The 21,654-nt window shown below is 63.1% G+C and carries 26 protein-coding genes and 1 pseudogene; 17 read left to right on the top strand and 10 right to left on the bottom strand.

The genetic code is table 11. From position 1 onward, the window contains the following. The 8 genes from FJ425_RS16510 to FJ425_RS16475 all read left to right on the top strand — a co-directional run. Positions 1-231, top strand: a 231-nt coding sequence (locus FJ425_RS16510) for a type II toxin-antitoxin system ParD family antitoxin (RefSeq protein ID WP_246677951.1), incomplete at its 5' end; no start/stop codon positions are given. After that, positions 228-530: a type II toxin-antitoxin system RelE/ParE family toxin gene (locus FJ425_RS16505; RefSeq protein ID WP_140724855.1), complete on the top strand. Its 303-nt coding sequence runs from the start codon at positions 228-230 to the stop codon at positions 528-530. The genes FJ425_RS16510 and FJ425_RS16505, both read left to right, overlap by 4 nt. Positions 531-620: 90 nt before the next feature. Then, complete coding sequence (gene lgt, locus FJ425_RS16500; RefSeq protein WP_140724852.1) at positions 621-1,475, top strand: prolipoprotein diacylglyceryl transferase; 855 nt, start codon at positions 621-623, stop codon at positions 1,473-1,475. Further along, the gene (locus FJ425_RS16495) at positions 1,472-2,539 is read left to right on the top strand and encodes a class I SAM-dependent methyltransferase (protein WP_140724849.1); all 1,068 of its coding nucleotides are present in this window, start codon (positions 1,472-1,474) and stop codon (positions 2,537-2,539) included. The genes lgt and FJ425_RS16495 overlap by 4 nt, the downstream gene beginning before the upstream one ends. An 88-nt stretch (positions 2,540-2,627) precedes the next feature. Then, positions 2,628-3,416 (top strand): peptidoglycan editing factor PgeF, encoded by a 789-nt coding sequence (pgeF, locus tag FJ425_RS16490; protein ID WP_140635473.1) that lies wholly within the window; start codon positions 2,628-2,630, stop codon positions 3,414-3,416. Further along, the gene (locus FJ425_RS16485; protein WP_140543236.1) at positions 3,416-4,567 is read left to right on the top strand and encodes a Xaa-Pro peptidase family protein; all 1,152 of its coding nucleotides are present in this window, start codon (positions 3,416-3,418) and stop codon (positions 4,565-4,567) included. The genes pgeF and FJ425_RS16485 overlap by 1 nt, the downstream gene beginning before the upstream one ends. Before the next feature lie 56 nt (positions 4,568-4,623). After that, positions 4,624-5,250, top strand: coding sequence for a hypothetical protein (locus FJ425_RS16480; RefSeq protein WP_140635471.1), 627 nt, complete (start codon positions 4,624-4,626; stop codon positions 5,248-5,250). 189 nt (positions 5,251-5,439) lie between these two features. Continuing rightward, positions 5,440-6,375 (top strand): ribose-phosphate pyrophosphokinase, encoded by a 936-nt coding sequence (locus FJ425_RS16475; protein ID WP_095766529.1) that lies wholly within the window; start codon positions 5,440-5,442, stop codon positions 6,373-6,375. Positions 6,376-6,449: 74 nt separating this feature from the next. Here the strand turns inward: FJ425_RS16475 and FJ425_RS16470 are convergent, their stop codons facing one another. From FJ425_RS16470 to FJ425_RS16460, 3 genes are all read right to left on the bottom strand, one after another. Further along, positions 6,450-7,256 carry a hypothetical protein gene (locus FJ425_RS16470; RefSeq protein ID WP_140635469.1) on the bottom strand — a complete coding sequence of 269 codons (807 nt, stop codon included), beginning with the start codon at positions 7,254-7,256 and terminating at the stop codon, positions 6,450-6,452. Between the two features lie 126 nt (positions 7,257-7,382). Further along, a complete protein-coding gene (locus FJ425_RS16465; protein WP_140635467.1) occupies positions 7,383-7,952 on the bottom strand; it encodes a dihydrofolate reductase family protein in 570 nt (189 codons plus the stop codon). 124 nt (positions 7,953-8,076) lie between these two features. After that, a complete protein-coding gene (locus FJ425_RS16460) occupies positions 8,077-8,946 on the bottom strand; it encodes a helix-turn-helix transcriptional regulator (protein ID WP_140635465.1) in 870 nt (289 codons plus the stop codon). 163 nt (positions 8,947-9,109) lie between these two features. Between FJ425_RS16460 and FJ425_RS16455 the strand changes: the two genes are divergently transcribed. Then, positions 9,110-10,336 carry an MFS transporter gene (locus tag FJ425_RS16455; RefSeq protein WP_181165030.1) on the top strand — a complete coding sequence of 409 codons (1,227 nt, stop codon included), beginning with the start codon at positions 9,110-9,112 and terminating at the stop codon, positions 10,334-10,336. A gap of 152 nt (positions 10,337-10,488) precedes the next feature. On the opposite strand, the gene FJ425_RS16450 is transcribed toward FJ425_RS16455, so the two are convergent. The 3 genes from FJ425_RS16450 to FJ425_RS16440 form a co-directional block, all read right to left on the bottom strand. Further along, positions 10,489-11,010 carry a glycosyltransferase gene (locus FJ425_RS16450; RefSeq protein WP_181175943.1) on the bottom strand — a complete coding sequence of 174 codons (522 nt, stop codon included), beginning with the start codon at positions 11,008-11,010 and terminating at the stop codon, positions 10,489-10,491. Next, positions 10,898-11,797 carry a glycosyltransferase gene (locus FJ425_RS16445; protein ID WP_181175941.1) on the bottom strand — a complete coding sequence of 300 codons (900 nt, stop codon included), beginning with the start codon at positions 11,795-11,797 and terminating at the stop codon, positions 10,898-10,900. Before FJ425_RS16445 ends, FJ425_RS16450 begins: the two co-directional genes overlap by 113 nt. A gap of 191 nt (positions 11,798-11,988) precedes the next feature. Beyond that, positions 11,989-12,846 carry an alpha/beta hydrolase gene (locus tag FJ425_RS16440; RefSeq protein ID WP_140635461.1) on the bottom strand — a complete coding sequence of 286 codons (858 nt, stop codon included), beginning with the start codon at positions 12,844-12,846 and terminating at the stop codon, positions 11,989-11,991. Between the two features lie 144 nt (positions 12,847-12,990). Between FJ425_RS16440 and FJ425_RS16435 the strand changes: the two genes are divergently transcribed. Next, positions 12,991-13,434 carry a MarR family transcriptional regulator gene (locus FJ425_RS16435; RefSeq protein ID WP_140635460.1) on the top strand — a complete coding sequence of 148 codons (444 nt, stop codon included), beginning with the start codon at positions 12,991-12,993 and terminating at the stop codon, positions 13,432-13,434. A 61-nt stretch (positions 13,435-13,495) separates the two neighbouring features. On the opposite strand, the pseudogene FJ425_RS16430 reads toward FJ425_RS16435, so the two are convergent. Both FJ425_RS16430 and FJ425_RS16425 read right to left on the bottom strand, forming a co-directional pair. Then, a pseudogene (locus FJ425_RS16430) lies at positions 13,496-13,774 on the bottom strand (ATP-binding cassette domain-containing protein); the annotation flags it as partial. A 101-nt stretch (positions 13,775-13,875) separates the two neighbouring features. Further along, the gene (locus FJ425_RS16425) at positions 13,876-14,466 is read right to left on the bottom strand and encodes a TetR/AcrR family transcriptional regulator (RefSeq protein WP_181175939.1); all 591 of its coding nucleotides are present in this window, start codon (positions 14,464-14,466) and stop codon (positions 13,876-13,878) included. Between the two features lie 96 nt (positions 14,467-14,562). On the opposite strand from FJ425_RS16425, the gene FJ425_RS16420 reads away from it, so the two are divergent. Beyond that, positions 14,563-15,057, top strand: coding sequence for a cupin domain-containing protein (locus FJ425_RS16420; protein ID WP_210239107.1), 495 nt, complete (start codon positions 14,563-14,565; stop codon positions 15,055-15,057). Positions 15,058-15,080: 23 nt separating this feature from the next. Here FJ425_RS16420 and FJ425_RS16415 read toward each other — a convergent pair whose 3' ends face one another. Then, on the bottom strand, positions 15,081-15,716 hold the full coding sequence (locus FJ425_RS16415; protein ID WP_140635456.1) for a glutathione S-transferase family protein: 636 nt from the start codon (positions 15,714-15,716) through the stop codon (positions 15,081-15,083). 347 nt (positions 15,717-16,063) lie between these two features. On the opposite strand from FJ425_RS16415, the gene FJ425_RS16410 reads away from it, so the two are divergent. From FJ425_RS16410 to FJ425_RS16385, 6 genes are all read left to right on the top strand, one after another. Next, entirely contained in the window at positions 16,064-16,705 is a 642-nt protein-coding gene (locus tag FJ425_RS16410; protein ID WP_140724843.1) for a 50S ribosomal protein L25/general stress protein Ctc, read from the top strand. Positions 16,706-16,816: 111 nt separating this feature from the next. Continuing rightward, entirely contained in the window at positions 16,817-17,539 is a 723-nt protein-coding gene (gene pth, locus FJ425_RS16405; RefSeq protein WP_140543247.1) for an aminoacyl-tRNA hydrolase, read from the top strand. 198 nt (positions 17,540-17,737) lie between these two features. After that, complete coding sequence (gene ychF / locus FJ425_RS16400; RefSeq protein WP_140724840.1) at positions 17,738-18,841, top strand: redox-regulated ATPase YchF; 1,104 nt, start codon at positions 17,738-17,740, stop codon at positions 18,839-18,841. 18 nt (positions 18,842-18,859) lie between these two features. Beyond that, complete coding sequence (gene corA, locus FJ425_RS16395; protein ID WP_140543249.1) at positions 18,860-19,834, top strand: magnesium/cobalt transporter CorA; 975 nt, start codon at positions 18,860-18,862, stop codon at positions 19,832-19,834. 112 nt (positions 19,835-19,946) lie between these two features. Then, positions 19,947-20,417, top strand: coding sequence for a MaoC family dehydratase (locus tag FJ425_RS16390; protein ID WP_140635452.1), 471 nt, complete (start codon positions 19,947-19,949; stop codon positions 20,415-20,417). Beyond that, positions 20,414-20,884, top strand: coding sequence for a MaoC family dehydratase (locus FJ425_RS16385; RefSeq protein WP_140635451.1), 471 nt, complete (start codon positions 20,414-20,416; stop codon positions 20,882-20,884). Before FJ425_RS16390 ends, FJ425_RS16385 begins: the two co-directional genes overlap by 4 nt. A 159-nt stretch (positions 20,885-21,043) precedes the next feature. Here the strand turns inward: FJ425_RS16385 and FJ425_RS16380 are convergent, their stop codons facing one another. Next, the gene (locus tag FJ425_RS16380; RefSeq protein ID WP_140635449.1) at positions 21,044-21,589 is read right to left on the bottom strand and encodes an adenine phosphoribosyltransferase; all 546 of its coding nucleotides are present in this window, start codon (positions 21,587-21,589) and stop codon (positions 21,044-21,046) included. Positions 21,590-21,654 lie beyond the last annotated feature (65 nt).

The raw sequence follows: 21,654 nt of genomic DNA, 5'->3' as shown, positions 1-21,654 counted from the left end.
CTGGAAGACGTCGTGAACCGGCTCGTCAAAACCGGTCGCTACAATTCGAAAAGCGAGGTGTTGCGCGAGGGTGTCCGCCTCGTTGAAGAAAGGGAGAAACGACTCGCCACGCTCGATGCAGCCCTCGCTCGAGGCATCGCTGACGCAGACGCAGGACGCGTGAAACCTGGCGCGGACGTGTTCGATCGCCTGGAGAGCAAATATAAGGCGATGGCCGAGAAGCGTAGGTGAAACTACTGGTATTTACCGACCAGGCCGAGGGTGACCTTGAGGCTATCGGCGATCACATCGCCAGCGACAACCCATTCCGGGCGATGACCTTCGTTCGCGAATTGCGCAATGCCTGCATTGAACTATGCACAATGCCGGAACGTTGTCAGTTGGTCCCACGCCATCAGTCCTCCGGTATCCGCCGTCGGGTGTACGGCAATTACCTGATTTTCTTCCGCATCCATATGGATGCCGTCGAAGTGCTGCATATCCTTCACGGCGCGACGGATTATGAGCGGATTCTGTTCCCTGAGACGTGACGGTCGGCTGCGAAATTGACCTTGCCTTGACCGCGCCAAAACCCTGCCGCATGGTCCGCGCCCAATCGTGACCGTCATCGGGGACCCGTTTTGAGCGAATATTTCCTGCTGCCGCTGGCCTCCCTGCCCTTCCCCAACATCGATCCGGTCATCGTCCATATCGGGCCGCTGGCAGTGCATTGGTATGGTGTCGGCTATATCGTCGGCATCCTCTTTGCCTGGTGGTACGCCAAGCGCCTGGTCACCAACCCGCGCCTGTGGCCCGACGGCAATCTGCCGATGAAGCCCGGGGACCTCGACGATTTCATCGTCTGGGCGGCGATCGGCGTCGTGCTCGGCGGGCGCACCGGCTACGTGCTCTTCTACGACCTGCCGCGCTACATCGCGCATCCGCTCGACATCTTAGCGGTCTGGCAGGGCGGCATGTCGTTCCATGGCGGCCTGCTCGGCGTCATCCTCGCCATGACGCTGTTTTCGCTCAAGCGCCGCATTCCCACCTGGACATTGTTCGATGTGGTGTCGGCCGGCGTACCGGTCGGGCTCGGCCTGGTCCGTGTCGCCAACTTCATCAATTCGGAGCTTTGGGGCCGGCCGTCGGACGTGCCCTGGGCGATCGAATTCCCCAATGGCGGCCCGTTCACCCGCCACCCCAGCCAGCTCTACGAGGCGCTGCTCGAAGGCCTGGTGCTGTTCCTGGTGCTGCGCTTCCTCACCCATTCGCGCCTGAAGCTGAAGACGCCGCGCTTCGTCGGCGGCGCCTTCATCTGCGGCTACGGCCTGTCGCGCATCTTCGTCGAGTTCTTCCGCGAGCCCGACCAGCAGCTCGGCTATCTGCTCGGCACCGGCTGGCTGACCATGGGCATGATCCTGTCCACGCCGATGGTGCTGGCCGGCATCTGGGCTATGGTCACCGCAAGGCCGGCGGCCGAGCCGCGGGCGGCATGACCCGGCTGAAGGAGCGCATCATAGGCCTGATCGGCGCGGCGGGGCCGATCCCGGTCAGCGAATATATGGCGCTCTGCCTGTTCGATCCCGACGAGGGCTATTACACGACGCACGAGCCCTTCGGCGCCGCCGGCGACTTCATCACCGCGCCCGAGATCAGCCAGATGTTCGGCGAGCTCGTCGCCGTCTGGCTCTACCAGGCCTGGCAAGGTGCCGGCCGGCCGTTGCCTGCGACCTTCGCCGAAATCGGTCCCGGCCGCGGCACCTTGATGAAGGACTTGCTGCGTACCTGGTCGCGGCTCGACCCGGCGCTCGTGGCCGGCGCCTCCTTTGCCATGATCGAGACCAGCCCGCGGCTGGCTGAGATCCAGAAGCAGACGCTTGCCGGCGAGAGCGCGCCGCTTGCCTGGCACCAGACCATCGGCACGCTGCCGGGGCAGCCGCTCTTTATCGTCGGCAACGAGCTGTTCGACGCGGTGCCGATCCGGCAGTTCGTCCTTGTCGGCGAAAGCTGGCGCGAGCGCGTGGTCGGCCTCGATGGCGCCGATGAACTGCGCTTCTTCGCCGGCGCGGGGTCTGTCGATCCGGCACTGCTGCCGGCCGCCGCGGCCGATGCGCCGCAAGGCGCCGTCGTCGAAGTGGCGCCTGCCCGTTCGGCGCTGATGGCGGTGATCGCCGAACGCATCGCCGGTCGGGGCGGCGCCGGCCTCTTCATCGACTACGGCCACCTCCGGCCCGGGATCGGCGACACCTTCCAGGCGCTGCGCCGGCATCGGCGCGAAGACGTGCTGGCCAATCCAGGTGAAGCCGATCTCACCGCCCATGTCGATTTCACGCCACTTGCCGATATGGCGCGCGCTCACGGTCTCGATGTGCAATTGTCGACCCAGGGCGAATTCCTGCTCGGCATGGGGCTGCTCGAACGTGCCGGCACGCTCGGCGCCGATGCCGATGCCAAGACACGTCAAGCCATTTCGGACGCGGTCGAACGCCTGGCCGGCCGCGACGCGATGGGCGAGCTGTTCAAGGTGATGAAGATCCTGCCGGCCGCGAGAACAGGCTGAGGTCGACGGGTGGGTCATGCCGCATGGTCCCGTCGTCGTCCGAACTTCGCCTTGACGAGACGGCCCCACACGGACGACAAACCCAACCATGCTGAATCAGACCAGACCCGATCCAGTGCGCTCGCCGCTGCTTGAAAAGGCGCAAGGCATGCGCCACGGCTATTTCACGCGCATCGGCGGCGTCTCCGACGGCATCTATCGGGGGCTCAACATTGGTACCGGTTCCAGCGACGACCAAACGCTGGTCGCCGAGAACCGGCGGCGCGTTGCCGCCTGGATGGGCGTGCCGGCGGATCATCTGTTGACGGCGCACCAGATCCATTCGTCGGATGTCGTCGTCGCCAGGCAACCCTTCGCCGGCCCTCGCCCGAAAGCCGACGCCATCGTCACCGACCGTCCGGGCATCGCCATCGGCGCCTCGACCGCCGATTGCGGGCCGGTGCTGTTCGCCGACGCCGAGGCGCGCGTCATCGGTGCCGCCCATGCGGGCTGGAAGGGTGCCTTCACCGGCGTGCTGGAAAATACCGTCGCCGCGATGGAGAGCCTCGGCGCCAGCCGCGAGCGCATCGTCGCCGTGCTCGGTCCTTCCATCGGCCCCGACAATTACGAGGTCGGGCCGGAATTCGTCGCCCGCTTCGTCGAGGCCGACGCCGGCAATCATCGCTATTTCAGGCCATCGAGGACCGCCGGCCACTCGATGTTCGATCTCAACCGATATACGGTCGACCGGCTGCGCAAGGCCGGCGTGACCGCCGAGGGGCTTGGCCGCTGCACCTATGCGGAAGAAGACCTGTTCTATTCCTACCGGCGTACCACACACCGCAAGGAAGCAGATTACGGGCGCCAGGTTTCGGCAATCGTTCTGGAGAAAGAATAATGGCGCTGCATTTCGAACGTTCGGAATTCGACGCGCGGCGCGACCGGCTGCTGATCGAGATGGCCGAGAAGAAGCTCGACGCCGTGCTCCTGTTCGCGCAGGAGAGCATGTATTGGCTGACCGGCTACGACACGTTCGGCTTCTGCTTCTTCCAGTGCCTGGTGGTGAAGGCCGACGGCTCGATGGTGCTGCTCACCCGTTCGGCCGATCTGAGGCAGGCGCGCCACACCTCGACCATCGACAACATCGTGCTGTGGACCGATCGTCAGGGGGCCAATCCGGCGATCGACCTGCGCAACCTGCTTAACGACCTCGATCTGCTCGGCGCCCGCATCGGCGTCGAATACGACACCCATGGCTTGACCGCCTACAATGGTCGCCGCCTGGACGAGCAGTTGCAGACCTTCGGCCAGATCGCCGATGCTTCCGGCATCGTCGGCCGGCTACGCCTGTTCAAGAGCCCGGCCGAGATCGCCAAGGCGGAAAAGGCCGCCAATCTTTCCGACGACGCGCTGGATGCCGCCCTGCCCCTGATCAAGCAAGGCGGCGACGAAGGGCTGATCCTTGCCGCCATGCAGGGCGCGGTCTTTGCCGGCGGCGGCGACTATCCCGCCAATGAGTATATCATTGGCTCCGGGGCCGATGCCTTGCTTTGCCGCTATAAGGCCGGCCGCCGCAAGCTCACCAAGAACGACCAGCTGACGCTCGAATGGGCCGGCGTCTTCCACCACTATCATGCCCCCATGATGCGCACCGTTTTGACCGGCAAGGCGTCGAAACGTCATCAGGAATTGTTCGACGCATCCCGCGCCGCCCTGCTCGCGGTCGAAAAGGCAATGACGCCGGGCAACACTTTCGGCGACGTCTTCGACGCGCATGCCCGCACGCTCGAAGCGCACAATCTGACCAAGCACCGGCTGAACGCCTGCGGCTATTCGGTCGGCGCGCGCTTCACGCCGTCCTGGATGGACATGCCGATGTTCTACCAGGGCAACATGGAACCGATCGCGCCCAACATGACGCTGTTCGCGCATATGATCATCATGGACTCCGAGACCGAGACCGCGATGACGCTTGGCCGCACCTACCTCACCACGGAATCGGCGCCGAAGCCGCTGTCGCGCCATGATCTCGACTTGATCGTGCAGTGAATCCATAATCGTTCGTTCACGCGGGGGCGTTCGCCAGCAGGGGAGTTTTCAGGCAAATGAGACGATCGCAGGTGACGACCGTGTCATTGCTTGCGGCGCTGGCGCTTGGCGCCTGCACCAATGCCAAGGACGTCCTGGAGCCTTCGGCGATCACCCCGCCGGCGGGCTCGGCCCAGTCTTCGACCTCTTCGCAGGGCACATCGACGACGGCCACAACGCCGACCACGACCGCGCCCGCTCCTTCGCCCGCGCCTTCCGCCACAGCGTCGCCCGCGACATCCAGGACACCGGCCCAGACCGCGGCTGTCGCCAAGACGCGGCTGCAGGTGGCGCCGATCGTCGGCGCGTCCGTGGAGGCTGCGGCGCCCTTGACGGCGGAACTGCAGGCCCGTGCCCGGCAACGCGGTCTGACGCTTGTCGGCAGCACCGACCAGACGGCCACGCATGTGCTGAAGGGCTATTTTTCGACGATGTCCGAGGGCAAGGACACGACCGTCATCTATGTCTGGGACATCTACGACCCCTCCGGCAATCGCCTGCACCGCATCAATGGCCAGCAGAAGGCGCCCGCGGCCGGCAGCGGCGAAGGCTGGCCCGCGGTAGCGCCCGCGACCATGCAGGCCATTGCCGACCAGACGATCGACCAGTTCGCCGCCTGGCTCGGCAGCGGCGGCGCCGGTTGACCGGACCGGCGCGGGCCGAACTGTTGCCGGCCAAACTGTTGCCGGCTTGCGATGTTTTCCGTGTTTGTTGCGGCCACCGGAAGGATTCCCGACGACGAGGCTTGCAATACCGGCCCGGCCCGCTAAAAGCCCGCTTAAAAGGCGCATGAGAGTCTCTCCGGCCTCTCCATCCTTCACCAGGAACGGTGCATGAAGCTTTTCGCGGGCAATTCCAATCGGGTGCTGGCCGAGGCGGTCGCTCGCTATCTCAACGTCCCGCTGGGCAAGGCCAGCGTCAGGCGCTTCGCTGACCAGGAGATCTTCGTCGAGATCCAGGAAAACGTGCGCGGCGAGGATGTTTTCATCCTGCAGTCGACCTCTTATCCGACCAACGACCATCTGATGGAACTGCTCATCATGATGGATGCCTTCATGCGCTCCTCGGCGCGGCGCATCACGGCGGTCATCCCCTATTTCGGCTATGCAAGGCAGGACCGCCGCGCCTCGGGCCGCACGCCGATCTCGGCCAAGCTGGTCGCCAACATGATCACCCGCGCCGGCGCCGACCGCGTGCTGACGCTTGATCTCCATGCCGGCCAGATCCAGGGTTTCTTCGACATCCCGACCGACAATCTGTTCTCGGTGCCGGTGATGGCCCGCGATGTGAAGGCCAAGTACAAGCAGCTCGGCAATGTCGTCGTCGTGTCGCCCGACATTGGCGGCGTGGTGCGGGCGCGCGCGCTGGCCAAGCGCTTCGACGCGCAACTCGCCATCGTCGACAAGCGCCGCGAGCGTCCCGGCGAATCGGAAGTCATGAACATCATCGGCGCCGTCGCCGGCAAGGACTGCCTCCTGATCGACGACATCGTCGATTCCGGCGGCACGCTTTGCAACGCGGCCGACGCGCTGCTGGCCAATGGCGCGACCTCCGTCACCGCCTACATCACCCATGGCGTGCTCTCCGGCGGCGCCGTTGCCCGTATCGCCGGCTCGAAGCTGCAGGAACTGGTGATCACCGATTCCATTCAGCCGACGCAGGGCGTGCTCGACGCCCCGAACATCCGTGTCATTTCGATCGCCGACCTGTTGGGCGAAGCGATCTCGCGCACCGCGACCGAGGAATCGGTATCGAGCCTTTTCGATTAGGCGAAGGCGGCCCGAGCGGACGTCGACCGAAGGCTCCTGCGCTTATCAAGGCGATCAGCAGGCTCGCCAACCAGCTAGCTCTTTCCATCTGTGTCTCGTTGACGTTGACGCAGCCGCTTGACGTATGTCGAATCAACAAGCTTCTCTGGAGAAAGGCCCAAAGCGCAATTCGCCAGCGAAGCGTAGGTGCCATCGGTTAGCTTTAGGTTGTTCGGTATCGCGCCGTGGTTCTGACGACTATTCTCTTGGATCGCGGCGAAAAATGCTTTGAAGAAATCAGAGAGCGAAGGGCGAGAGGCTTTAGTTCCGGCTTCTGTCAGGGGATCGGTAGCTAGGGCGCTCGCATTCTCCGCATCAACTGCCAGCTCTCGTGCAAAATCCCCAAGAGTTGGCCAGTATTTCAGGTCGAATCGGCCGCTTAAATTAGCAAACTCTGCGCGCACCCAAGATTGAAAGAGGTGATTTTCCCTTGCCGCAGCCTCTATCACGCCACACACATCGTAATGCGTATCGGTATAAAATTGAGAGTGATTGTGAAGCGTGCTTCTCTCATCAAGGAGGTTGGCCAAATCTGTGGCCTTGATTGCAATTTCTCGGTTTATTGCCTCAAGTCGCCCCTTCTTTTTCCGTGTTGCAACTAGTTTTTCTGGGCTCCAAAAAGCAGCCGCACTCAAAAGCGCGCCAAAGAACGAATCTAGTGCATGAGATCGATTGTGCAGTTTATCATATAACTCATCGTAGGCATCGATCAGTTCCTCCCGCCGCGAAAGAAGACGCCCCGCAACCGCATTTTCACTGGGCAAAATTTGGCGCTCTGTATTATATTTCAATCCTGCGCGAAGGATTTCCTCACATATTTCGACCGGCTTTGTAGCACGCATCGCGTTCCTCATGATTGGCTGAATATCAATTGAGGATACCTTGCACCGATAGCCGTCGCGGCACCTCAGCGAAAAATTGTTTCTGTTTTTGAGGTACCCAATGCAGAACCGTCGAGCCTGTTTCGACTAGTTGTGGCCAATCGCCGCGGGCGCATAGCGCAGCAGCGTGACCCCTTGCGCGAGGCGCTCCGTACCGAGCGGCCTCAACGCCAGCGACAGGCCGGACCGGAAATAGGGCTTGCCGCCGCCTAGCACGACCGGATGCATGTAAAGCCGGTATTCGTCGATCAGGCCAGCACGCGCAAGGTGCCCGGCAAGGTCGGCGCCGGAGACCGAGATCTCGCCATCTGTATCCGCCTTGAGGGTCCTTGCCACCGCCTCCGCATCGGCCTTCACCAGGCGGGCATTCGGCCCGACCTCCTGAAGCGTGGTCGAAAACACGACCTTCGGCGTCTCCCGCCACGCGCGGGCAAAATCCCGCTCGACGTCCTCAGCCGCGATATCGCGTTCCGGGCTGTCCCAGAAACGCATGGTTTCATACATCCTGCGCCCGCACAGCGCGATCGACGTCCGCCTCATCTCGTCGTTGAAATGCCGATGCAAGTCTTCCTCGGGAACCGGCAGGTCGGTGTCTCCGCTCGGCCCGGCTATGTAGCCGTCCAGCGACGTCAGCATGGCATAGACGATCGTCGCCACCAGCGTTCCTCCGATTTTGTCTCCTTACAAAGGGAAACATAACCAATTGCAATTTGCAACCAGTATTCGGCAAACGGCACCAGACTGAGAACCGACGCATCAACTCAATGCTGACGACGCTGTTTCACGCGGCGATCGGACCGCCCGTGCGGCGCGGGTTTTCACCGGCATCGCGCGCCCCGCGCATATAGCCGCGCGGCGACGCGCCGAGCATGCGCTTGAACATGGTGATGAAGGCCGGCACGCTGTCATAGCCGAGATCGAGCGCCACCCTGGTGATCGGCTCGCCGTCGGCGAGCCTTGGCAACGCCGCGAAAAGGCAGGCCTGCTGGCGCCAGGTCGACAGCGACAGCCCGGTCTGGCGATGGAAGGCGCGGGTGAACGAGCGCCGGCTCATGCCCGCGGCATCCGACCATTCGTCGATCGTCGCATGCGGCGAAGGGGCCGCCACGAAGCGCCGGCAAAGCGCCGCGAGCTTCGGATCGGACGGGAAAGGCAAGCCGAGCGGCCGTTCCGGCAGGTTCGGGATCTCGTGCAGCAGCAGTCCCATGACGAGCGCCGCCCGCCCTTCGAGCTCGCCGCCCTGCGGCAGCTTCTCCGATTCGACGATCAGGCTGTGCATCAGCTCGGTGATGCCGACGACGCGCAAGCTGTCCGGCAGGCCGGCAATGGCGCCCGGCATCACATAGACCGAGCGCATCGAGACGTCGCCCAACATCTCGACGGAATGCTCGATGCCGGCCGGTATCCACATCGCATGGTCGGGCGGCACCATCCAGCGCCCGCGCCTGGTCGTCACCAGGACCACGCCGACCAGCGCGTGCAGCAGTTGGCTGCGGCTGTGGCGGTGCTGCGGCACGTGATAGCCGTCCGGATATTCGGTCGGCAGCGCGACCGCCGGCCCGACGGCCTGTTCCAGCCATTGCCAGCGGCTTTCATGCAGCCGGCCGAGCTCGGCGGCGTCGCCCTTGAATATCTCCTTGCCATGCGGCATCGATGTGGCCCACTTGCGAAACTATTGGACCAAACCACGAAAGAAGTCGCTTGGCAACGGGCCTATAAGGCCGGCTGCGGTTCGCCGCCTAGAGCATGATCCCGAAAAGTGGGAACCGGTTTTCGGACAAGATCATGCTCCAACAAGACTACGGAGCATTGCCTTGACTGATACGACCGCCACCTCCGTCGCCGCACCGGCGCCGGCAAGCAACATCTCGGCGCAAGCGACGGCCTTCACCGTCATTCTTGCGGTGAGCTTCTGCCACTGCGTCAACGACATCATGCAGTCGCTGCTTTCGGCGATCTATCCGCTGCTCAAGGACAATTACGGTCTCGATTTCTGGCAGATCGGCCTTTTGACCTTCACCTTCCAGGTGACGGCCTCGCTGCTGCAGCCGGTGATCGGCATGATCACCGACAAGAAGCCGATGCCCTACTCCTTGCCTTGGGGCATGGCCTCGTCGCTGGTCGGCCTGGTTGTCCTCGCCCATGCCGGCCATTACTGGCTGCTGCTGATCGGCGCCTCTCTGATCGGCATCGGCTCGGCGATCTTCCATCCGGAATCCTCGCGTATCGCCCGTTTCGCCTCGGGCGGCCGGTTCGGCCTGGCGCAATCGCTGTTCCAGGTGGGCGGCAATTTCGGCCAGGCAATGGGCCCGTTGCTCGCCGCCTTCATCGTCGTGCCGTTCGGCCAGACCAGCATTTCCTGGTTCGCCGTCGGCTCGCTGATCGGCATCGTCGTTTTGTGGCGGGTCGGCGGCTGGTACAGCCGGCTGCGCGCCTCGCTGGCCACCCGCAAGCAGGCTGCCCATGTCTCGCCCTTCGCGCGCAAGAAGGTCATGTGGGCGCTGGCCGTGCTGACGTTGCTGGTGCTGACCAAGAACGCCTATATCGCCTCGCTCTCCAGCTACTACACCTTCTACGCCATGCATAAATTCGGCGTTTCGGTGCAGATGAGCCAGGTGATGCTGTTCCTCTTCCTCGGCGCCTCGGCGCTGGGCATCCTGCTCGGTGGCCCCTTCGGCGACCGCTACGGCCAGAAGGCGATGATCTGGTTCTCGATCGTCGGCGTGCTGCCCTTCACGCTGGCGCTGCCCTACGCCAATCTGGAATGGACGATGGTGCTCACCGTGCTGATCGGCCTGATCCTGTCGTCGGCCTTCTCCAACATCGTCGTCTTCGCGCAGGAGCTGGTCCCGGGCCGCGTCGGCATGATCGCCGGCATCTTCTTCGGCTTCGCCTTCGGCATGGGCGGCATCGCCGCCGCTGTGCTCGGCGTCGTCGCCGACATGAAGGGCATCGACTTCGTCTACCAGATCTGCTCGTACCTGCCCTTGCTTGGCCTGCTGACTGTCTTCCTGCCCAACATGAAGCAAGCGAAGGCCTGAGCCGATCGGGTCAGCGGCCAACCTGCCGATCAACAAAAGATCGCCGCCGGGTTCGGAACCCTGAAGGTTCCGGAGCCGGCGGCGGCATCCCATGGCGCGACGCTTGCTTTGCCCAACAAGCAGCTTCTTCCCTCGTCGCCCTCGCGACGAGATCAGCTCCTTCGCCTCAAACCCAGGCGTTGCAAAAGGGCGTGAAGAAAGCGACCCCGGCCATCGGCCGGGTTCGCCGCCGGCTGGCGTTGCCGCCTCGGCAGCGCTGCGAACAGCTCGGGAAGCTTTCGGAGCGTCGAACTCCAAAGCAGCGTGTCGAGCTGTGCGATGTCCGCCGAATTCAGCGCTTCAGGTTCGCTTCTGAGCGCCTGGGCAAGCACATCCCGGAAGTCTTCCGGCCTGTCCGCCAGCCGGACATTCCGCCAATGCTTGAATTGCTCGTAGCCGCGCAACGCGAAGGTTGTCGCCACGACCGGCTTGCGGTTGTACAGCGCTTCCGCGGTCTTGATGTTCGTGCCGCCGCCTTCGACGATCGGAAGCATCACGACGTCGGCAAGCTCGATCAGCGCGCTAAGGGTCGCGCCGTCCTGCGTGCCAAGCAACTCGACCCGGGCATTGTCCGCGCCACGGTGCCGCAGGAATCCGGGACCGTTGCGGATCTGATCGGCAACGCCGCCGACCACCACAATCCGCTCCGAGGCTGAGAGGAAACCAAGGTCCGGACCCGTCATCTGGAGAAAACCGCGGGCGTTGGGCGGATTGGCCCGATCCGACGAACAGTGCCGTGCGCAGGCCGGCGAACCGCGATGCCCAGCGATCGAGGCCGACGGGCGTTTCCCGCGGCCATACGCCGTTGGCGGCGACCACCACGCTTGGATTGAGCGTGCGAAAATAGGCTGCATCCTGCTCGCTGACCGCGACCACCAGGTCCGCATTTGCGGCAAGATCGGACTCGATGTCCGCCGCGCGTCGAGCGCTCCAGAGGTCGGTTCCCGCGCCCGCTATCGCGGCCTCTTGCGCCAGCAATTGCTGTTCGACGTTGTGCGAGCTGTAGACGATTGAAAAACGCGCCTCGGGCGAGCACGTTTCAACATACTCTCGCAAAGCCGGCCAGAGCCAGCATTGCTCCACCGCGATGACATCCGGCCTGAAATCGTCGAGAAACCTCGCGATTTCAAGACGATGGGACCTGCTCCGCGCGACGAATTCGGCGGTGGCAACATCGGAACGCCATTTGCGCCTGGCCATCTGCTTGCGAAACCGGCGCGGCATCTCGATGAAAAGATCGCCGGCCTCCATTTCCCGCCTGGCGCCGCGGTTGGGAGTAACGAGGACATGGCGTGTTTCCCACCCACAATCCCGCAGGACCTTGTGGATGGCGTTCGCCCGCAGTTGGCCGCCCTGGACCGGCTGCCGGATCGGATACGTTCCCAGCGAAACATATCTCATCGGATCGGCGTGATGCTGCAACCGCCGGCATCAAGCAGCGATCCTACGACGGCGCTCATTTTCTTGCCCCCTTCTCCAGAGGCGACAGTACCATTTTTCGATGCCAAGTCTGGAGATGATATCGGCGGCCGGGTGCTGGCTTCTCGTCGAAAGGAACGTCATCCTTGCAGCACCCGCCCGAGGCGGGTGCTTTCGCGTTTTGGCAGGCAGCCTCAGGCCTTGAAGAAGGCCAGCAGGTCGGCGTTGATGACATCCGCATGGGTCGTTGCCATGCCGTGCGGGAAACCCTTGTAGACCTTGAGCTCGCCCTTCTTGAGCAGCTTGATCGAGATGAGCGCGGAGTCGGCGATCGGGACGATCTGGTCGTCGTCGCCATGCATGACCAGCACCGGCACGTCGATTTTCTTCAGGTCCTCGGTGAAGTCTGTCTCGGAGAAGGCCTTGATGCAGTCGTAATGCGCCTTGGCGCCGCCCATCATGCCCTGGCGCCACCAATTGTCGATGACACCTTCGGAAGCCTGGGCGCCGGGACGGTTGAAGCCGTAGAACGGGCCGGCCGGCACGTCGTGGAAGAACTGGGCCCGGTTGGCCGCCAGCGCCGCGCGGAAACCGTCGAACACCTCGATCGGCAGGCCGCCGGGATTGGCCGGCGTCTTCAACATGATCGGCGGCACCGCACCGATCAGCACGGCCTTGGCGACACGGCCTCCGCCGCCATATTGCGCGACATAGCGCGCGACCTCGCCGCCGCCTGTCGAATGACCGACGTGGATGGCATCCTTGAGGTTGAGATGCTCCGCGAGCGCAGCCACATCCGCGGCATAGGTGTCCATCTCGTTGCCGGTATCGGTCTGGCTAGACCTGCCATGGCCGCGCCGGTCATGGGCGATGACGCGGTAGTCCTGTGCCAGGAAGAACAGCATCTGGGCGTCCCAGTCGTCGCTGCTCAGCGGCCAGCCATGGTGGAAGACGACCGGCTGGCCAGTCCCCCAGTCCTTGTAGAAGATCTGCGTTCCGTCCTTCGTGGTGATCGTGCCGCTGCCCGAACCCGACTTGGTCTGCGAGGTCATCTCAATCTCCTTATATTAGCGCGATAAACAATATCGCGATAACTATCTCGTAATGGAGATCGGGAGCCTTGTCCACGAAAATATGTATCGCGATACCATTTCCCGTGGTACATAAAGGATGCTCAGTCGGCAAAGGAATGCGCCGTGCCTCTCCCGTTGGACAATCAGCTCTGCTTTACCCTCTACGCCACCAGCATGGCGATCAACCGCACCTACAAGCCAATGCTGGACGAGATGGGGATCACCTATCCGCAATATCTCGTGCTTAATGCGCTGGGAGAGACGGACGGCATGTCGGTGGGCAGCATCGCGCATCGGCTGGCCCTCGAATCGAGCACCATCACGCCGCTGGTGAAACGCATGGAACAGGCTGGCCTTGTCACCCGCCAGCGCAGCCAGAACGACGAGCGCCAGGTGCAGGTCGATCTCACCGCCGCCGGACGTACGCTGCTCGTCCGGTGCAATTGCCTGAACGAGACCCTGATCGAGCGCTCAGGCATGAAGCTGGCTGAACTCGATGCCCTGAACCGGCAAATCCAATCGCTGCGCAATGCTTTAAGCCGCGGCCCGACGGTGGACACCGCCTAAGGCTAATTGAGATTCAAGGTCGGGCCGGCATCACCTGAATATCACCTTAGTGTCGCGCCGCGCCGCCTTTCTCCCTGGGCAGTATCAGCACCCTGTCGGCAAGATAGATCGCCTCTTCAAGGTCATGGGTCACCATAACCATGGTGACATTCTCCTCGCTCCAGATGCGCGCCAGCTCCTCCTGCATGGAGATCTTGGTCATGGCGTCGAGCGCCCCGAGCGGCTCGTCGAGCAGCAGGATTTCTGGCTGCACCGTCAGTGCCCTGGCGATGCCGACGCGCTGCGCCATGCCGCCGGAGAGCTGCCTGGGATATGCATCGCTGAATTCGGCAAGGCCCATGCGGGCGGCGGCTGACGGCGAGGCTCGACTGCCGACAAGCGGATCGCAACGGGAACTGTCCTTGGATGGCGCCGGCACGTTCGGCCAATGCTGGGAAACCCTCAGGGAGCCACCGCCAACTCGATCAGGCCGGCGGCAAGTTCCGCGGCCTCGCTGTCGCCCAGGGGACTGAGCGCGCGCCAGATATGGAAACTGATGGCAGCTTGCACGGCGGCATCCACGCGCATTCGCCGCTCACTATCGGGCCGTGCCGCCTCCATCAGGACCCGGCGAACGGCATCAAGGTACTGGCCCAGACCTTTCTCTATGATTTGCTTGAGAGCTGGTCGCAATTCTGCGTCACGCATCACGTTGGCGGTCATCGGTTCCGTCTCGCGATACCAGCCGTAAAGATCCGACAGAACCCGACGGATTCGCCTGGACGGACTTTCGATCGAGAGCCAGGCAGCCGGATCCGGCACTGGATGAAGCTCCCGCCAGTGGGATGAGCATGCGGCAAGCAGCGACTGCTCGTCGGGAAAGTGGTCGTAGACTGTCACTCGCTGCACGCCGGCGCGGCTGGCGATTTCACTGATTTGCGTCGCTGCCGGCCCGACAGTGCGGTGGAGTTCGATGGTCGCATCCAAAATCGATTGCCGCGTCTCCGCTGCCCGCTTCGCACGCTTCTTCTGCTCATATTTTCGCGTGGTCACAAATTTCGCCTTACATCGCGTTAGATGAAACTTGACAGCTCCCATGTAGTCATACATTATCAGCTTACAATGTGTAAGCCGAAATGGAAACGCGTCATGGAAACCGCCCGCAACGTGCTAGGTCCCGACGAGGGCCAACTCGTATATCTCTTTGCTCTTAGCGCCCGCTACATGATCGACGGCAATACGACCAACCGGGCATTCAGCCTCATCGAACATCGATTGCCTGCACGTGCGCTCGGCGCTCCATTGCACACCCACCGCAACGAAGACGAATATTCCTACATCCTCCAAGGGAGCATCGGATTGCAGCTTGGTGAGCAGATCCTGGTGGCCGGACCGGGAGACCTGGTTATGAAGCCGCGTGGCGTGCCGCATGCGTTCTGGAACGCCGGTGACGACGAGGCGCGTCTGCTCGAGCTGATATCCCCGGCCGGATTTGAAGGTTATTTTCGCGAATTGGCGCCGCTGCTGGCTGCCCAGCCCGTGGACGAGGCCGCAATCGGTGAGATCGTCGCCCGCTATGAACTCGATATCGACTTCTCCAGCATTCCGGCACTGGCCGAGCGGCACGGCTTGCGTCTGGGATAAGCCATCGCCGCGACGCATACCATTCAGTCGACCGGCGGCAGCTGCGGCGCTTCCAGCCCCTGGAACGGGTCGCGCCAGGCATCGATCGCCTCGAGCCGGCCATACCAGCGGCGAATAGAGGGGTAGTCGCCGAGCGGCAATCGGGCGGCATCGTTGAAAGGCAGGAATGTCGCCATGCGGAAATCGGCATAGGAGACGGAATTGCCGACCAGCCAATCGCGTCCGGCAAGCTCGGGCTCGAGGATCGCGGCGGCTGTGTGGAACTGTCTCAATCCCTCCTCGACCAGCGCTTGATCGATCGGACCGAGCCCATAGCGCTGCTTGGTCCCACGCTCGAAATGCACCATGTCGCAAGCGAAAGCGAACCGTCCCTTGCCCCAGCTGATCCAGCGGATCATGTCCGGCTCGTCCTCCCCGCTGCGCCAGAAATCCGAATGCGTCTCGCGCGAAAGCCGGCAGGCGATGGCGTCGGCCTCCCAAAGGCTCCATCCCGGCCCGATCAGGATCGGCAAGGTCAGAGTGGGGTTGAGCGCACGATAGCGTTCGGCCTGCCCCGGCGCCATGGGCGATGCGAACTCGAACGCGATCTCCGCCTTCAGATGGCGCGCCGTCGCGACCGCGAGGCGAGGATTGGGATTGCGGCTGAACAGAAGTCTCATATCGGTCCCCATGGGCCTGGCCACATGCCGCAGGACGGCTGAGAACTGCGCGTTCCTACATTTGCCGCAAATCGGATTTCCGGTTTATCCTTTCGGCACCGGAAAACCGCCTGCAAGCCTTCCGGCCCAACCGCTTGCACCCTTGGCCGCCTTCCGCTATAGAGCCGCCACCCGCGTAGACACCCTTGGAGGCAACGCGGAGGAAGGCCGGCCAGGCCTGCATGATCCCCAAGACGCTTTTGGATCGCCAAACGCATCGACAGATCGTGCAAGGCCGCGACGGCTTTCGACGTTTACGGACGGGTTTGCCGGCCGCGAACGCTCCACAACACGCGAAAGGAAATGCCATGAGCCACGATACTTATGAGCTGAAAGCCGAAGCGCGCGAACAGGTCGGTAAGGGGTCCGCCCGTGCAGTTCGTCGCGACGGTAAAGTGCCTGCAGTTATCTACGGCGACAAGCAGCCTCCCCTGGCGATTGCGCTCAACTATAAGGACATCTTCTACAAGATCCATGGCGGCGGGTTCCTGACCACGATCGCCACGATCGATGTCGACGGCAAGAAGATCCAGGTCCTGCCGAAGGATTTCCAGCTCGACCCGGTCAAGGATTTTCCTGTCCATGTCGACTTCCTGCGCATCGGCAAGGACACCGAAGTCAATGTCGACGTGCCTGTCCACTTCATCAATGAGGACAAGTCGCCAGGCATCAAGCGCGGCGGCGTGCTCAACATCGTTCGTCACGAAGTCGAGTTCCACTGCCCGGCCAACGCGATCCCGGAGTTCATCACCGTCGATCTCACCGGCACCGACATCGGTGATTCGATCCACATCTCGGCGGTCAAGCTGCCGGCCGGCGTCAAGCCGGTCATCTCCGATCGCGATTTCACCATCGCGACCGTTGCCGGCTCGTCGGCGATGAAGCCGGAGACGGAAGCGACCACGGAAGCTGTGGAAGAGACGGCGGCCCCGGAGGCCGAAGAGAAGTAATTCTCCGAGCCGGATGATTTCATCCGGCTCTAAACCAAAGAAATAGAGCATGATGTTTTCCGAAAGCCGCGTCACACTTTTCGGCATCGTGCTCTAAGTCTGGAGGCGGCGATGCTTGTCTTTGCAGGCCTCGGCAATCCGGGCGCGAAATACGAAAACAACCGGCACAATGTCGGCTTCATGGCGGCGGACGCGATTGCCCGCCGCCATTCCTTTTCGCCCTGGTCGAGAAAATTCCAGGGCCTGGTCTCAGAAGGCACGCTCGGCGGCGAAAAAATCCTGCTGATCAAGCCGCAGACCTTCATGAACCTCTCCGGACAGTCGGTCGGCGAAGCGCTCCGCTTCTACAAGCTCGAACCATCCGCCCTCACCGTCTTCTACGACGAGATCGACCTTGCCGCCGGCAAGCTCCGGGTCAAGGTGGGCGGCGGCTCCGGCGGCCATAACGGCATCCGCTCGCTCGACCAGCATATCGGGAACGCCTATCGCCGGGTGCGCATCGGCGTCGGCCATCCCGGCGTCAAGGAGATGGTGCACGGCCATGTGCTTGGCGATTTCGCCAAGGCCGACCGCGAGTGGCTCGATGTCCTGCTGGACGCAATCGCCGACGCTGCCGGCTTGCTCGCCAAGGGCGACGACAGCTCGTTCATGAACCGCGTCACGCTCACCTTGCGCGACAAGCTTGTGCCGACTGGCGACGACGACCGCCCGCCGCCCAAGGCGCCGAAGCAGCAAAGCCATGTCCGCCAGGCGCGGCCGCAGCAGCCGGCGGCAAAGCTTCCGGAAAGCGGCCCGATGGCTGCCATGCTGAAGAAGCTCTTTGGCAAGGACTAAAGCATGTCTCCCGAAAGTGGGAACCGGTTTCGGGGTAAAGACATGCGCAAAATCAAAAGCCTAAAGCGCAGGGAGCGAATCTAAAAGATCGCGACGCGCTTTAGGCCCTGTCACGATAAAGGCGTGGGGCTTGACGTTCGTCACCCCTATCGCCCATAGCCCTCACCAAAATCGAATTTCCGACAGGATTGGACGAACATGGGTTTCAAATGTGGCATCGTTGGCTTGCCCAACGTCGGCAAGTCGACGCTGTTCAACGCGCTGACCAGGACGGCCGCCGCGCAGGCCGCCAACTATCCTTTCTGCACCATCGAGCCGAACACCGGCGAGGTGGCGGTGCCCGATCCGCGCCTGCAGAAGATCGCGGCGATCGGCAAGTCGAAGGAGATCATCCCGACCCGCATCTCCTTCGTCGATATCGCCGGCCTGGTGCGCGGCGCCTCCAAGGGCGAAGGGCTGGGCAACCAGTTCCTCGCCAACATCCGCGAGGTTGACGCCATCGTGCATGTGCTGCGCTGCTTCGAGGATGACGACATCACCCATGTCGAAGGCCGCATCGACCCTGTCGCCGACGCCGAGACGGTCGAGACCGAGCTGATGCTCGCCGACCTCGAAAGCCTCGAGCGCCGCATCGCCCAGATCCGCAAGCGCGCCGCCGGCAAGGACAAGGAAGCCATGGCCGTCCTGCCCATGATGGAGGCCGCGCTCGAGCTGCTGCAGGCCGGCAAGCCGACGCGCTTCCTGCTCAACGGCATCGCGGCGGAGGACCTGCGCATCCTGCAGGGGCTGAACCTGCTCACCTCGCATCCCGTTCTCTATGTCTGCAACGTCGCCGAGGCGGACGCCGCCACCGGCAATGGGCACACCAGGGCGGTGGAGAAGATGGCGGCCGCGCAGGGCGCCGGCACGGTGGTGATCTCGGCGGCGATCGAGGCGGAAGTCGCCCAGCTTTCCGACGAGGAGGAAATGGAGTTCCTTGCCTCGATCGGCCTTGACGAGCCGGGCCTCAACAAGGTGATCCGCGCCGGCTACGAGCTCCTGCATCTGATCACCTATTTCACCGTCGGGCCGAAGGAGACGCGCGCCTGGACGATCCACAAGGGCGACAAGGCGCCGCAGGCGGCCGGCGTCATCCACACCGATTTCGAGCGCGGCTTCATCCGCGCCCAGACGATCGCCTACAACGACTTCGTCACGCTGGGCGGCGAGGCGGCCGCCAAGGAAGCCGGCAAGGCGCGCGACGAAGGCAAGGAATACGTCGTCCAGGACGGCGACATCATGCTGTTCAAGTTCAACACCTGATCTCCAGGAGACCCGGCGATGATAAAAACCTTCGTCGTGGACAATGATCGCCTGCGCCTCACGGAGGACCTTGCGGCGGACGGCGACAGGGTCGTCTGGGCCGATCTTTTCAACCCGACCAAGGAGGAAGAGGCGCGCATCGAGAGCTGGCTGGGCATTGCCATCCCGACCCGCGAGGAGATGGAAGAGATCGAGATTTCGAGCCGGCTCTATATCGAGGACGGCGGCTACTTCATGACCGCCGTGCTGCCGGCGCAGACCGAGGCCGACGATCCCTTGATGTCGCCGGTGACCTTCGCGCTCGCCGGCAAGAGGCTGATCACCATCCGCTATCACGAGCCCAAGGCCTTCAAGACCTTCCCGCAGCGCGCCGAGAAGGTGGCGACCGGCTGCACCAGCGGCGACACCATCCTGATCGGCCTCCTCGAGGCGATCGTCGATCGCCTGGCCGACATCCTCGAGCGCGCCGGCCGCGAGGTCGAAACGATCTCGCGCGACATTTTCGAAGCGCGCTCGACCAAGGCCTCGAAGCGCAACCGCGATTTCCAGGAGCTCCTGAAAGGTATCGGCCGCAAGGAGGACATCGCTTCCTCGGTCCGCGACAGCCTGATCTCGTTGCAGCGCCTGGCCGGCTTTCTCGCCCATGTCGCTGACCAGACCAAGATGAGCAAGGATGTGCGCGCCCGCATCAAGACGCTGTCGCGCGACGTGCTCTCGCTTGCCGACCATGCCACCTTCCTGTCGCAGAAGATCTCCTTCCTGCTCGATGCCACGCTCGGCATGATCTCGATCGAGCAGAACGCCATCATCAAGATCTTCTCGGTCGCCGCCGTCATCTTTCTGCCGCCGACGCTGGTCGCCTCGATCTACGGCATGAACTTCGACATCATCCCCGAGCTCAAATGGGAGTTCGGCTACCCCTTCGCCATCGCCCTGATGGTGGTCTCGGCGATACTGCCCTTCTGGTATTTCCGCCGCCGCGGCTGGCTCTGACGGACTTGGCCGGCGGCGGCTGGCTTACCAGAAATCACTTGACCAAATCGACTTGGGCCGGCATCCGGGTTTTCCGATCCTCGGGATCGCGTTCGTCAACCGGATTGCCGACATGACCGGAAAAACCTGGGCTTACGAGGATTTCGCCGAAGGCGCCTCGCTCGACCTCGGCAGCAAGGACGTAAGCGCCGCCGAGATCATCGAATTCGCCTCGGAGTTCGATCCGCAGCCGATGCATCTCGACGAGGAAGCCGGCAAGGCGAGCATCCTCGGCGGGCTTTCGGCTTCGGGCTGGCATACCTGCGCGATGTTCATGCGAATGCTGTGCGATGCCTTCCTGCTCGATTCGACCTCGCAGGGCTCGCCCGGCATCGAGCATGTGAAATGGAAGAAGCCGGTGCTGGCCGGCGACAGGCTTACCGGCACGCTCACCATACTTTCCAAGCGCCAGTCGAAATCGAGGCCGCAGCTCGGCTTGGTCACCATGCGCAGCGAGCTCGTCAATCAGCGCGGCGAAAGCGTCTTCGAACTCGAAAACACCGGCATGTTCCTAGCGCGTGATACCACAAGGGACCTGTCATGACCCTGGACGAGTATTTCCTGATCGGCGAGACCGTCACGCTCGGCTCGCATAAATTCGAAGCCGACGAGATCAAGGCGTTCGCCAACAAATACGATCCGCAGGTCTTCCACGTCGATGAAGAGGCTGCGAGGAAGAGCGTGCTTGGCGGGCTCTGCGCCTCAGGCTGGCACACTGCCGCCACCTGGATGAAATACAACCTCGAGAAGCGCATGGAGACCGAAGGCGTGCGCTGGACCGGCCCCGGCCCGCAGCCCGAATTCGGCCCCTCGCCCGGCTTCCGAAATTTGAAGTGGCTGAAGCCGGTCTACGCCGGCGAGACCGTGACTTTCACGCGCACCGCGCAGACGCACCGCCCGCTCGCCGGACGCCCAGGCTGGAACCTGCTGACGCTGCGTTCGGAAGGTTTCGATTCGACCGGCGACAAGGTGATCGAGTTCGACAGCGCCGTTTTGGTGAAGGTGGGATAGCGCCTCTCCTTCTCCACCCTTGTGGGAGAAGGTGTCGCCGAAGGCGACGGATGAGGGGTGCTCCAGGGAAAGCCAGCGCCTCACTCCGCTGGAACACCCCTCATCCGTCTCGGCGCTGCGCGCCGATCCACCTTCTCCCACAAGGGGAGAAGGGGAAGATCAATTCCCCTCGAACCCGATCAGCGTCCTCACCGGCACGCCTAGCGCTTCGAGCTTCTGGCGGCCGCCGAGGTCCGGCAGGTCGATGACGAAGCATGCCGCGACGATGTCGGCGCCGATCTGCCTGAGCAGCTTCACCGCCGCTTCCGCCGTGCCGCCGGTGGCGATCAGGTCGTCGACCACGATCACCTTCTCGCCCGGCGAGACGCCGTCCTTGTGCATCTCCATCTCGTCCAGGCCGTATTCGAGGCTGTAGGCGACGCGCACCGTCTCGTAGGGCAGCTTGCCCTTCTTGCGGATCGGCACGAAGCCGGCCGAAAGCTGGTGCGCCACGGCGCCGCCGAGGATGAAGCCCCGCGCCTCGATGCCGGCGATCTTGTCGATCTTCAATCCGGCATAGGGATGGACCAGCTCGTCAATGGCGCGGCGGAAGGCGCGCGCGTCGCCAAGCAGCGTGGTGATGTCGCGAAACAGGATGCCGGGCCTGGGGTAATCCGGAATGGTGCGGATGGCCGCAAGCAGCGTGTCTTCGAGGGAGGATTTCATGGGCGGTTGATCCGTTGCCGCACAGTTTTGCCGGCAAGCGGCCGAAAAGAAAAGGGCGCCATTCG

The organism is Mesorhizobium sp. B2-7-2, assembly GCF_006440775.1.
Classification (GTDB): domain Bacteria; phylum Pseudomonadota; class Alphaproteobacteria; order Rhizobiales; family Rhizobiaceae; genus Mesorhizobium.
The sequence above is the reverse complement of the archived record's forward strand: the minus strand, read 5'-3'. Positions and strand labels throughout refer to the sequence as shown.